9 protein-coding genes are annotated in these 12,078 nt (G+C 60.8%); 4 read left to right on the top strand and 5 right to left on the bottom strand.

Annotated features, from left to right (window positions below):
- Positions 1-71: 71 nt before the first annotated feature.
- Positions 72-1,595: an efflux transporter outer membrane subunit gene (locus A3OQ_RS0105615; RefSeq protein WP_161607305.1), complete on the bottom strand. Its 1,524-nt coding sequence runs from the start codon at positions 1,593-1,595 to the stop codon at positions 72-74.
- Between the two features lie 653 nt (positions 1,596-2,248).
- Between A3OQ_RS0105615 and A3OQ_RS21425 the strand changes: the two genes are divergently transcribed.
- The 4 genes from A3OQ_RS21425 (at position 2,249) to A3OQ_RS0105595 (ending at position 8,050) form a co-directional block, all read left to right on the top strand.
- Positions 2,249-3,355 carry an FkbM family methyltransferase gene (locus A3OQ_RS21425; RefSeq protein WP_161607304.1) on the top strand — a complete coding sequence of 369 codons (1,107 nt, stop codon included), beginning with the start codon at positions 2,249-2,251 and terminating at the stop codon, positions 3,353-3,355.
- A 90-nt stretch (positions 3,356-3,445) separates the two neighbouring features.
- Complete coding sequence (locus A3OQ_RS0105605; RefSeq protein ID WP_083931498.1) at positions 3,446-6,433, top strand: autotransporter outer membrane beta-barrel domain-containing protein; 2,988 nt, start codon at positions 3,446-3,448, stop codon at positions 6,431-6,433.
- A 16-nt stretch (positions 6,434-6,449) separates the two neighbouring features.
- Positions 6,450-7,154: a VIT1/CCC1 transporter family protein gene (locus A3OQ_RS23390; protein WP_020174386.1), complete on the top strand. Its 705-nt coding sequence runs from the start codon at positions 6,450-6,452 to the stop codon at positions 7,152-7,154.
- Positions 7,155-7,291: 137 nt separating this feature from the next.
- Complete coding sequence (locus A3OQ_RS0105595; RefSeq protein ID WP_020174385.1) at positions 7,292-8,050, top strand: hypothetical protein; 759 nt, start codon at positions 7,292-7,294, stop codon at positions 8,048-8,050.
- A gap of 139 nt (positions 8,051-8,189) precedes the next feature.
- On the opposite strand, the gene A3OQ_RS0105590 is transcribed toward A3OQ_RS0105595, so the two are convergent.
- From A3OQ_RS0105590 to A3OQ_RS0105575, 4 genes are read right to left on the bottom strand one after another with little or no spacing between them, the layout of a single operon-like run.
- Positions 8,190-8,390 (bottom strand): hypothetical protein, encoded by a 201-nt coding sequence (locus A3OQ_RS0105590; protein WP_020174384.1) that lies wholly within the window; start codon positions 8,388-8,390, stop codon positions 8,190-8,192.
- 19 nt (positions 8,391-8,409) lie between these two features.
- The gene (locus A3OQ_RS0105585) at positions 8,410-8,706 is read right to left on the bottom strand and encodes a hypothetical protein (RefSeq protein ID WP_020174383.1); all 297 of its coding nucleotides are present in this window, start codon (positions 8,704-8,706) and stop codon (positions 8,410-8,412) included.
- Positions 8,707-8,746: 40 nt separating this feature from the next.
- On the bottom strand, positions 8,747-10,117 hold the full coding sequence (gene atzF / locus A3OQ_RS21415) for an allophanate hydrolase (protein WP_020174382.1): 1,371 nt from the start codon (positions 10,115-10,117) through the stop codon (positions 8,747-8,749).
- 18 nt (positions 10,118-10,135) lie between these two features.
- Positions 10,136-11,830 carry an L-lactate permease gene (locus A3OQ_RS0105575; RefSeq protein WP_020174381.1) on the bottom strand — a complete coding sequence of 565 codons (1,695 nt, stop codon included), beginning with the start codon at positions 11,828-11,830 and terminating at the stop codon, positions 10,136-10,138.
- Positions 11,831-12,078: the final 248 nt, after the last annotated feature.

The raw sequence follows: 12,078 nt of genomic DNA, 5'->3' as shown, positions 1-12,078 counted from the left end.
CTACTTTCAAGATTAAAACGCAAATTACTTCTTAGTGAGTTTCAAAACCCTCCAGCGTGCGAATTTATACATCAAAGCGGCGGGGTAATCGTCGGCACCTTGGAGAGGCCTTCAAGATCGGGCAAAAGCGAGGCATCCCACCCGCCTCCGAGCGCCTCGATCAAGGCGACGCTCGCGATAAAGAGCTCCTGCCGGATGGTCAGCGCAGTTTCTTCGTCCGAGAGCAATATTGCCTCGGCCTGGACGACCGTCGTGAAAGAGATGGTGCCTGCCTTGTATTGATTCAAATTAATCTCCACGGCCTGGCGCGCCGCCCTGACGGCCTGATCCTGCTTGGCCGCTTCCAGCGTCAAAATCCGAATCGCGGCAAGTTCGTCCTCGACTTGCTGAAAAGCCGTTAGGGTTGTTTGCCTATAGCTTGCAACGCTTTGTTCATAGACCGCCTTGGCCGAGGCAAGCTGAGCGCTGAGCAAACCGCCGTCGAAGATTGTCTGGGTCAGGGTACCCGCCAGCGACCAGACTTCGTTTGCGGCCGAGATCGGCAAAGGTGTTCCGCCGGCAAATCCGAACATGCCGGTCAGGTTGACCGTCGGATAGAAGGCCGCGACCGCAACGCCGATCAGAGCATTCTGCTCCTGGACAAGCCTTTCGGCCGCGGCGATGTCTGGTCGCCGTTCCAGCAAAGCGGAAGGCACGGTCACGGGAATAGTCGGAATCCTTCGCGCCAGAAGCCCCTTCCTTAAAGACAAGTCGGACGGCGGCCTGCCGATAAGAACCGCTATGGCATGCTCGAACTGCGCACGCGCGACGCCGACATTGATCAGCTGCGCCTCCGTCGTCAGCACCTGCGTCTCGGCGGTGATCACGTCGGCCTGCGAAACCACGCCGCTCTTATATTGATTGCGGGTGATCTCGAGCGTCTTCTTAAATTCGACGACCGTATCGGCGAGCAGCTTCTCGAGGGAATCGCTCGCCCTCAGATTGAAATAGGCGGTCGCCAATGTCGCCTGCGCGGAGAGCTTGGCATTCTGCAGATCGGCGGCGCTGACCTGGGTGGCCGCGGCATTGCTCTCGACCTGGCGGCGGATCTTGCCCCAGACATCGATATTCCAGGTCATATTCGCGACGGGATTGTAGAGAACGCTCGAGCGGTTGAGGACGGTGGTCGAGGTCGAACTCGTCCCGGCGGACGAATAAGTTCCTGTGCCACTCCAGCCATTCGTCACCGTCGGAAAATAGCCGGCCTGCGTCTCCCGGATGATCGCGCGCGCCTGTTCGTAGCTGGCGGCAGCGGCCACGACCGTCTGATTCGAGATCTCGACCTGGCTCAGGAGCGACGAAAGTTGCGGATCGTTATAGACGGACCACCACGGGCCGCGATCGAATTCATCCGCCGGCGTCGCGATCTTCCAGCCCTTCTTCGCCTCTTTGAATTCCGCCGACGGCGGCGCCGGAGGACGGATATAATCCGGGCCGACTGTGCAAGCGCAAAGCGACACTGCCGCCAGCGCGGCAAGTGGCGCCAGCGGTCGCAAACCCGTGCCGCGAAGAGGGTGGAAAAACGATCGCAGAGCCAAGAGGTCTAACTCGTCCACGTCAAGACGCGCCCTGAAATGCCGTGACAGCACCCGAAGCCGTCCTCCTTGGCACTCTCTGGAACTGCTTGGCAAGGTGAGCTGACTGTGGAATACGCGGGCTTACATGGCGGGTCAGGATGCAGTTTCCCTTCAAACCTCTGTGACTATTCCGCTTTTGCACGCGAAACACGTATTTGGCAGAACCACTCGTCTCAAATGCCGGTCCGCGATTGCGCACCGAAAACTCGAAGCTCCCACCTCGGGGCATTGCACCTTTTGGAGGCGGTGGCGTGCCGTGCTCATGACGTTTTCATGGCCGGACCGTATGATCTCGGACATCCCAACGTAATCTTCTTACGCGCGAACCCGCATTTTCCCCCGCGGCGCGCGCCGGATATATTGCGTCGCTGCGGATCAAATCGCACGGGCCGGAGGACTTCGGGCCTATAGGACTATTAGGACCATACGGTGCCCAGATGACCATAGACATCTCCGGCCAAGTGCTTCAAGGATGAGCGGATGAGGCGCGGCGCCGTGCGGCACGATCGCCATCCGTGCGAGGCGGCTTGGAGGGAGGCGATGCACAGTAACACCAAGATCGCTCCATGCGCGGGGGCCATAGATCACGATCCCGCTCTAGGGGCGCAGGACCTATTGCAGGATCGACCAGCGTGACGGATTCCGATAGCGCCCTTTCGGCGGACGGGCACACCGCGGACCGGTCATCGGAGGATATTCAATCTCCCCCCGAGCGGCGGTTGCAGCGGCTCGCCGCGCATGTGGCCGAGCGGGCCACCGCGGCCCGGACATGGCTCATCGCGCGCGGCATCCAGATCATGTGCGGGTCCTCGGCGACCATCGATCCGGCGGGCTTAGCGGACATTCCTTTGATCAGCGCCGGACTTCGGCTCGCGTGGCTGAGGTGCCTACGGTTTGTCGGCATCAGGCAGATCGTGAGCAAAAGCGGCCTTGGCTATCCTTTCGTCTGCCGCATCGGCGATCTGTCCGAACATCCTTTTTATCATCGCCGCGCCTATCAAAAGGAGCTGGAGCTCTGTGCCGCTTGGCTACGGCAAGATGGCAAAGAGGCGATCGTCTATGATGTCGGCGCGAATGACGGTTTCTTTTCGTGTCAGCTCGCCCAGATGCTCGGCCGCGAACGGGCAAGGCTCTATGCCTTCGAGCCGGTGCCTTCGACCTTTGCCGGACTCGTGACATCGGTTCAGCGGCTGCGTTTGCAGGACAGCGTCCACCCCATCTCCGCCGCCGTGATGGATCATCTCGGGCCGACCCGGATCAGCTATTCGGACCAAAACTCGCTCTGCGCGCAAGTCACGCCGGACGGCCTCAACGATCGCATCGGCGACACCCTCGCGCATGCGGCGGGCATGACCCTCGACAAGTTTCATTCGTTCATCGGCGACATGCCTGGCTTGCTGAAGATCGACGTCGAAGGCAGCGAGCCTTCCGTCCTGCGCGGTGCGGCCGCCCTGCTCTCGCGCCAGGATCGCCCGGCGCTCCTTTTCGAATATAACCCGCTGACGCTTGCCGAACGCGGCGAGACGCCCTCTGCCTTTCCCGAACTGCTTTCGGGCTACAGGCTGCATTACGTCGACGATCTCGAGCGGCAGAAATTTCCTTTCGGCAGCCCGGTCGGCGATCTCACGAACATTCATTGGATCTGCAATCTGTTTGCCGTACCCCTCGGCGCAGAGCCCGAAGCCCGCTTCGCAGCGGCGCTCGCCGAAGCGCAGAGACGGATAGAGCCCAGGGCGTAATCCCGCCGATGTTGCCGGAATGTCACGGACACCAGCGCCGGACCATGCAATCTATTTAGAGTTGTAGCGAGTTGGCCAAGCGAGGGCTTCATGAAGAAGTCTCTGCCGGCAAGCGTCATCGTGCGGGGCTTACCCGACGCGAGCGGGGCGCGGGCGCGTCGGAGTGCAAGCGCATGCGGGTTTCGCATGATGCTCGCGCTATGCGGTTTCGGCGCCGTGCTGCTGCCAACGTCTTATGCGCGAGCCGCTTGCCTGCCGGCCGGCAGCATCGTCACCTGCACCGGCACGACGACTAACCAGGATGCGCCTAACGGTTTTGGCACCGGCGCGGAAACCGGCATCACGATCAATCTTCAGCCGACAGCCCCTCTGCCCGCTCCCGTGGTCAGCGGCGACGCAACGGGCATTTTCATCGCCGATGGCACCGTCAATATTCCGGTCTCCGGAACGGTGACGTCGCCCGGCATCGGCATTGAAGCCACCAGCGGAACCCTCAATCTCACCAATTCCGGCGTTGTCAGCGGGACGGGGCCGGTCGGGTCCGGATCCATCGGCATCTCGGGCGGGACGCTGAACATCACAAATGCCGCCACTGGCACCATATCGGGCGGCGATTTCGGCATTGTCGGCGGCGACAATGGCACAATCGTCAATGCAGGAACCATCAGCGGCGCAAGGGCGATAACGCTCGGCAGCGACAATTCGATTTCCAACAGCGGCACGGTCATAGCCGCAGACGGCGGCTTTGGTTCCGGCGTCGGCATTTTTGCGCTGAGCAACAACATCATCACCAATTCGGGCAAAATCCTGCTGGGGAATTCCGATACGGGCATCGTTGTCGTCGGCGGCCACAACGCGATAACCAATAATGGGACGATCACTGACTATGGGGCCGGCAGCGCAATTATCGGCGTCGAGTTGGGCGTGTCGTCCCATAATCATTTCACCAATAACGGGTCCATTCTCGTCGGCGACACGTCGGTCGGAGTTGACGGCTCGTCAAGTGCGTTCAGCACGATCGTCAATAATGGAACGATCGTCACGGGCTCAGCAACCTTTGGCGTGAGCTTTGGCATCGGCGCCGGTTATCAAGGCCGCGTCACCAATAATGGCACGATTACCGTCGGCAACGACGCGTTTGGAATCGTCGTCGGCGGCGGCGGCAACGCGACGATCGTCAACAATGGGACGATCATCGCTGGCGATGGCGTCCTCGATTACAGTGCTGGCATCGATGCGAGCTTCTTGGGCCAAAATAATGTCACCAATAACGGCCGGATCACGGTCGGCGCCAACGGCATCGGCATCAATACGGGCGATTCGAACACCATCACCAACAATGGCACGATCGTCGCTGGTGCCAATGGCATCAGTATCGGCCATTGCATCTGCGTGGTTTCAACAAACAATATCGTCAACAATAATGGCACGCTTGACGGTCGTATCTATCTCGACAGCGGCGGCGGACCTGGCAACACATTCCTCAACGCGGGCCTCATCACGATTACCGATACGGGCACGCCTGTCGGCGCCAATCACATTATCGATGGCACGTTCACGCAAACCGCGAGCGGCACGCTGGCGCTGCGGGTGAATAATGCCGCGGTGAGCGATGTCCTCTCCAACAGCGGGGCAGGCACGCTGACAGCCACGCTCGGCGGCAGGCTCGGCGCCGTCGTGCAGCCGGGACTCTACGCCAATTCGACGACCTATATCGGCGTGGTGAGCGCGACCGATCCGATCACCACACAATTCAGCCAGGTTCAGGCGTTCGCGGCGGGCACGACCGCGCCCCTGGCATTCTTCACCGCGACCGCGACCTATAATCCGACATCGGTCGACCTTACACTTACCCGTATCGGCTTCGGCGCCGTGCCGGGCGAGACGTTCAACGAACGCGCCGTTGGCAATGCGCTCAACGCGCTCTATTCGACGGGTCTTACCGGCAATCAAGCGCTTTTCTTTTCCGATCTGCTCCAGGCAACATCGGCCGGCGTTCTCGATCAGCTCTCCGGCGAAGGCACCAGCGCGACGCAGCAGACGGCGTTCAGCGCCGCCGAAACGTTTCTGACGTCCATGATGGACCAAGGCAATTTCTGGCTCAGCGGCGGCACGCTCGACACGAACGGCACATCGTTCACGGCGATGAATTATGCGCCGAGCCTCGCGCAAACACCGGTGTTCAAGGCCATGCCCGGCGCGGCGCCCATCTTCGAACAACATTGGCGCGCCTGGACGGCCGGCTTCGACACCGCGTCATCGGTGAACGCCGATATTTCGACCGGAGCCGCGAGTTCGAGCTTTCGCACGGCGGGCGGCGTCGCCGGCTTCGACGTTCAAGTCACCCCGGATTTGCTGCTCGGCGCCGCGGCGGGCGGAAGCGCGTCGAATTTTTCTGTCGACGCCCGTGCGACGAGTGGCAGGCTCGACGGCGCGCATGTAGGCATCTATGGCGTCGCACGAAACGGCCCATGGTACGCCCAAGGTGCGCTCGGCTACGCGAATTTCGACACCACGACCACGCGCACCGTGGCAGGTGTCGGCGCCGCCGAGATCCTGAACGGGCATTTCAACAGCAATCTCTTCAACGGGCGCTTTGAAGGCGGCTATAGACAGGTCTTCGGCAACGTCGCGGTCACACCCTTCGCCGCGATCGAATTCGCCGAACTGTGGCAGCCGGGCTATGGCGAGACCAATCCCACATTCAGCGCGGCGCCGCTCGGCCTATTCGGCCTCAGCTATGCGGCACGAACGACGTCCTCGCTGCCGACATTCCTCGGAGCGCAATTCGACGCGCGTAGCGAGCTGCCAAACGGCTGGATCGTGTCGCCCTATCTGCGGCTCTCATGGGTGCATGAGTTCGAACCCAACCGCAACATCGCCGCTTCTTTCATCGTGCTGCCCGGCAGCGATTTCAGCGTCAACGGTCCGCGTGCGGCAGCCGATGCCGCGCGGATCAACGCCGGAATAAGGCTGGCCGTCGCACATAATATTTCGCTCTTTGCGAGCGTGACCGGCGAGTTCTCCGACCGCAGCGACATGTATGCGGGCAAAGGCGGCCTTAAGGTCTATTGGTAGAAAGGGCCTTCCTGAGATGACGACAGCATCGATTCTGCCGGGGCTGAAGCGTTCGCTCATCGCCTCCGCCGGTACGATCGTTTTCGGCATGGAAGACGGCACCGTCTCCATCTTCGGGCTGATCTTCGGCGTCGCGGCGACGACCACGAGCAGCAGCGCCGTGCTGGTTGCCGGCGCCTCGGGGGCAGCCGCCGCCGCCGTCTCCATGATGGCCGGCGCCTATCTCGATGCCGAGACGAGCCAGGCCGAGCTGAGACAGAACCATGAGCGCCGGAAGGCCGATCTCGCACGCGATCCGGCCGCCCTCGCCGCCGAATTGCCGGACCGGCTGGCAGAGGCTGGCCTGACGCCCGACCTCTCCGCCGCCCTGGCTGGCGCGGTGAGAGACAGCCCGGAAGCGCTGAAAGCCGTGCTTTTCACGCTGCAGGCTGATCCCGAGGTGCCGCTTGAGCCGCGCGAGCAGGCCCTATGGATGCTGCTCGCGGACTTTCTTTCCGCCGCCGTCCCGATCGTGCCCTTTATCCTGCTTCCGATTCCGCAGGCAAGGGTGGTTTCGGCGGTGGTGACCCTTTCTCTGCTGGTCGTACTCGGCGTCGGACGTGCGCTCATCGCAAAACGCAGCATTGCACGGACGGTCGCGGAGACCGTTTCAATCGGCATCGCTGCCGCGCTGGCGGGCGTTGCGATCGGCGTGCTGATCAATCGGTGCTTCACCGCTTAAAGCAGGGCCTGACCATAAAAACGGTTGAGAATCCAAGACCACGCTTTTCTCCCGCTTGAAGTCGGCCGCCTCTCATCCTTTAGTGAACGATCCGGGTCGGCGGGTTCGAAAATTATGCGCTCATCGGACGTTTTATTTTGAGCCCATCGGGCCGGCCCATCGTCCTTCTGGCGACGCCTTGCTACGGCGGGCAGGTCAATCAAGCCTATATGCTGTCGGTCTGCAAATTGTTGCAGGCAGCCTCGGACGGCGGCTTCACGCTCGATCTCGCGCTTCTCGCCAATGACGCCTTGATCCCGCGGGCGCGCAGCACGCTTGTCGCGGCCTTCCTGGATCAACCGCGCGCGACGCATCTTTTATTCGTCGATTCGGACATCGCTTTCGCGACCGAGCAATTCGAGCGGATGCTTGCCTTCGACAAGGATTTCGTCGCCGGGCTTTATCCATTGAAGACGATCGATTGGGACGCCGTACCGAAACGCGTTGTCGGCGGCGAAAAATTGGATGCCGCCGGGCTCTCCTATGTCGGCACCCTGCTCGATCCGGCGCAACGAAAGGTCGTCGATGGTTTCGCGACGGCAAAATATGCCGGCACCGGATTTCAATTGATCAAGCGCGTGGTGTTCGAACGGCTGATCGCGGCCCATCCAGAGCTTCGGTTTACTTCCATCCACGCGCTCGCACGAGAAGCGCCGAAGAGTTCCAATCTCTATGCTTTATTCGATTGCCTGATCGATCCGGACACCGGCACTTATCTCAGCGAAGATTATGCCTTCTGCCAAAGATGGCGGGCGCTTGGCGGCGACATCTGGCTCGATCTGAAAAGCAAGCTCACCCATGTCGGTCCCGATCATTTCAAGGGCGACGCTGCGACGCGCTATCGCGAGATCGGATAGGATCGGGTCGCAATTAAATCGCAGCCGCCGTCATTGCGAGGAGCGAGGCTCCGAAGCAATCCAGAGGCAAAGGCGCGTGCGGCTGCACTGGATTGCTTCGCTACGCTCGCAATGACGTCCAAATAATCGTGTCCTAATCCTAGGCTGGCGCGAGTTCCAACTCTTCCGCTGGAATGGCAGGAACGTCGCGCGACGGAAAGCGCACATGGAGCAAGATGCGCGCATCGCCCGATGGGTGGTTCATCGTGCCGGTCACTTCGCCGACTTCATCCGGCCTAATCTTGGACGTCACGCGCAGACGCGAACCTTCCTTGAACCGCACTTTGTCGCCTTGTTTCATGAAAGCCTCTTCCTTCGATTCATGAACTCGGCGGCGTGCCGAAAGGCGGCCCTGCCGGCGCACGATGCAAAAATGTGAGCGAGGCATAGGCGCCGATCCAGGAGCCTGCCGCCGCGAAGCATACGTAAATCCAATTGTTGGTATAGCTGATGACCGCGAATGAGGAGAGCAGATACCAGATGCTGCTCCAATTGGCCGCGGGCACGCGTTTACGGGCAACGACGGCGGACGTAAACATCACATAGACGGCGTCCGTCGCCGCTGTCGCGACCACGACTCCGGCGGCGACCCAGGGATCAATCTGAGAGATGAGCATGGCGCATCCTAACGAGGGAGAGCGCGCACTATGCCCGCAATCAGCCTGCCGCCAAAGCGCCGCGCGGCAGATTGAGAAATGCCTCATAACGCGCGCCGAATTCGCAAAGTCTGCGTTCGGCCCAGGCAGGTCCGATCAAAGTCACGCCGAGCGGCAGGCCATCGGCGCGAAATCCGGCCGGCAATGCCAAAGCGCTGAAGTCCAGAATATTGACGAAATTCGAATAGCGGCTCATCAGGCTGTTGAGCCGGATCGGATCGGCCTCGACATCGGCGATGCGCAGATGCACCGGCGCGGTCGGCACGAGAAGCGCATCGACTCCCGCCATGATCGTATCCGCCTTACGCTTCAGATCGGCCTGCTTGTAGATCGCGCGAAAGGCGTCCGCGGCCGAATATTTTTTCGCGGCGGAGATGATCTCCAAAATGATCGGCAGCATGGCGTCGGGTTGTTTGGTCGCAACCTCCTCAAGTGCCGCATAGCGCTCGCCGACGAAGGCATCGGCATAGAAGAGCGCATTGGCCGCATCGAAGATATCCCAAGGCAGCGGCACCAAAGAAACGCCGAAAGCCTCAAGCTTCTTCAAGGCGGCTTCATAGGCGGCCTGCGTCTGCGTATCGCCGCAAAAATCCGGCACGGCGGGAACACCGAAACGCGGATGCTCCGGCCATGGCTCCGATGCGGTCTCGGGCTTTTGCCGCGAATAGGCATCGGCAACGTCATATCCGGCGACAATATCATCGACGGTGCAAGCATCCTCGACCGTCGTCGTGAGCACGGAGACGCAATCGAGCGTGCGCGAAGCGGGCACCACGCCCGTCGTGCTCCAGGCGCCGCGCGTCGGCTTGAAGCCGATAATATTGTTCAGGCCCGCCGGCACCCGCACCGAGCCAGCCGTATCGCTGGCAAGCGCGAAAGGCACAAGGCCGCGCGCGACGACGGAGGCCGAGCCCGCGCTGGAGCCGCCGGACACATAGGCCGGATCGATCGCGTTGGGCACCGCGCCATAAGGCGTACGCACGCCGCAAAGCCCGGTCGCGAATTGATCGAGATTGGTCTTGCCTATGACAATGGCGCCCGCCTCGATCAGCCTTTGCACGACAAAGGCATGGACTGCGGGTCTATAGGCAAAACCGGGGCAGGCCGCGGTGGTCGGCAGACCGCAGAAGTCGATATTGTCCTTGACCGCGAAGGGCACGCCATAGAGCGGCAGGTCGGCCCCGCTGCGTCTCGCGACCTCACGCCGCGCGGTTGCGGCGGCAAGCTGAGTTCTTAAACCCTCCCGATCGACCCGGCTGATCCAAGCCACATCATTTGGCGGCAGACGATCGAGGAGATCGAAAAGCAAATTCTCCGGCGCCGCACCTTCTTCATAGGCGCGGCGCCAGTCCTTAATCGTCCAACCGATCATGTCAGATACGCAACCTTCTTAGTTGACCTTGAGAACCATTTCCGTGAACGGCCAGACATAGGCCTGCAGCATCACGAGAACGCCGACCAAGGCGGCAAGCAAGATCGAATGCTTGAACACATAGCGCAGAATGTCGCCCTCGTGCCCATACCAGCCGGTCGCGGTCGAGGCGACGACGATCGATTGCGCATCGATCATCTTGCCCATGACGCCGCCCGACGAGTTCGCCGCGCCCATGAGAACGGCGGAGAGTCCGAGCTGTTGGGCGGAGACTTTCTGCAAGCCGCCGAAGAGCACGTTCGAGGCCGTATCCGATCCCGTCAAGGCGACACCGAGCCAACCGAGCATGGTGCCGAAGAAGGGATAGAAGAAAGCGCTATGGGCAAAGGCAAGACCGAGGGTCGCATCAAGGCCCGAATAGCGGGTGACCGTTCCAAGCGCCAGCATGGCCGAGATCGTGATCAAGGAGTAGCGGACGACCCAGAGCGTGCGTACATATTCTTTGACGAGTTTCACCGGCGAATATTTCATCACGATGCCGGAAACGATGGCCGCGAGCAGAATCGCCGTGCCGCTCATGGTTAGAATATTGAAGGCAAAGACAGCGCCTTCCTTTGCCGGTGCCGGCACAACGGGCGGAACTTTCTGAATGAGATTGTTCAGCCCGTCGATCGGCCATTTCGGCAGGAAGAAGGGATTGACGATATCCTTGAAAGTTTGCGTGCCCCAGACAAGAACGAAAAGACACAGAATGATCCACGGCGTCCAGGCGCCGATCAATTGGTTCCGGCTGGCGGCCTTGGGGGTCACAACCGGGAGCTCTTGATCCGGATTGACGTGGGAATGATCGACATGCCCGCGCAATTTGGGCGAATGCCAGATCTCCTTCGGCTGCCAAACTTTCAAGAAGGCGACGAGCGCCGCCATGGAACAAAGGGCCGCGCCCACATCGACGAGCCAAGGGCCGTGATAATTCGAAATCACGAATTGCGGGACCGCGAAGGAGATACCGCAGACCAGGATCGCCGGCCAGACACCCATCATGCCGCGCCATCCGGCGAAGGCATAGATCAGCCAGAACGGCACGATGAAGGAGAACAGCGGCAATTGCCGGCCGACCATCGCGCCGAGCATGATGGCGTCATGATCGACATTGTCGGTCAGTTTCATAACGGCGGCGAGCGTCACGATCGGAGTGCCGAGCGCGCCAAACGCGACCGGCGCCGTGTTGGCGATCAGCGCCAGGCCGGAGGCAGCGAGCGGCGAGAAGCCCAAGCCGATCAGGATCGCGCCGGTCACGGCGACCGGCGTTCCGAATCCGGCAGCTCCCTCGAAAAACGCGCCGAAGGAAAAAGCGATCAAAAGAAGCTGGAGACGTCTGTCCGGGGTCACGGCCCCGAGCGAGTCCTGAACGATCGTCAAAGCGCCTTTGTCGACGCAGAGCCGGTAAAGAAAAATAACATTGAGAATGATCCAACCGATCGGGAAGAACCCGCTCAAAAAGCCGAGGAAAGCGGCCCTCAACGCCATGTCGGCCGGCATCGTAAAACCAATGACCGCGATGGTGAGAGCGAATGCCAGGGAAATCAAAGCCGCCCAATGCGCTTTGACATGCAAAAAGGCGAGCATGACGAGCATGGCAACGACGGGGATCGACGCGACAAGCGTCGACAACACCGCGTTGTCAAACGGATTATAGACTTGCGACCACATGGTGTTTCCTATCCCCGAGACCCTTATTTTGATTTTGGAGTTTCACTCCCCTCGCCCCAGCCGGGTCCTCAACTCATGGCACACCAAACTTAGCCGAATAACTAAGCAGGCTGCCATAGGCTTTTCGCGTCAAATTCCAAGGAATTTGCCTGGACATGGCTCTGCCACGACCGCAAAGGCGGGTTTTGCCGCACCGCGACGGATAATCCCATGCAACGGACAGCGGCCTTTGCATCCAAAATCTGCAT

Source organism: Methyloferula stellata AR4, assembly GCF_000385335.1.
Classification (GTDB): domain Bacteria; phylum Pseudomonadota; class Alphaproteobacteria; order Rhizobiales; family Beijerinckiaceae; genus Methyloferula; species Methyloferula stellata.
Note: the sequence above shows the minus strand (reverse complement) of the source record. Positions and strands in the feature narration are given on the sequence as shown.

What these genes read in the sequence shown, in the direction of transcription:
- A3OQ_RS0105605 (WP_083931498.1), top strand. Translation starts at nt 3,446, where the DNA reads ATGAAGAAGTCTCTGCCGGCAAGCGTCATCGTGCGGGGCTTACCCGAC.
- A3OQ_RS23390 (WP_020174386.1), top strand. Translation starts at nt 6,450, where the DNA reads ATGACGACAGCATCGATTCTGCCGGGGCTGAAGCGTTCGCTCATCGCC.
- atzF (WP_020174382.1), bottom strand. Translation starts at nt 10,117, where the DNA reads ATGATCGGTTGGACGATTAAGGACTGGCGCCGCGCCTATGAAGAAGGT.
- A3OQ_RS0105585 (WP_020174383.1), bottom strand. Translation starts at nt 8,706, where the DNA reads ATGCTCATCTCTCAGATTGATCCCTGGGTCGCCGCCGGAGTCGTGGTC.
- A3OQ_RS0105590 (WP_020174384.1), bottom strand. Translation starts at nt 8,390, where the DNA reads ATGAAACAAGGCGACAAAGTGCGGTTCAAGGAAGGTTCGCGTCTGCGC.
- A3OQ_RS0105575 (WP_020174381.1), bottom strand. Translation starts at nt 11,830, where the DNA reads ATGTGGTCGCAAGTCTATAATCCGTTTGACAACGCGGTGTTGTCGACG.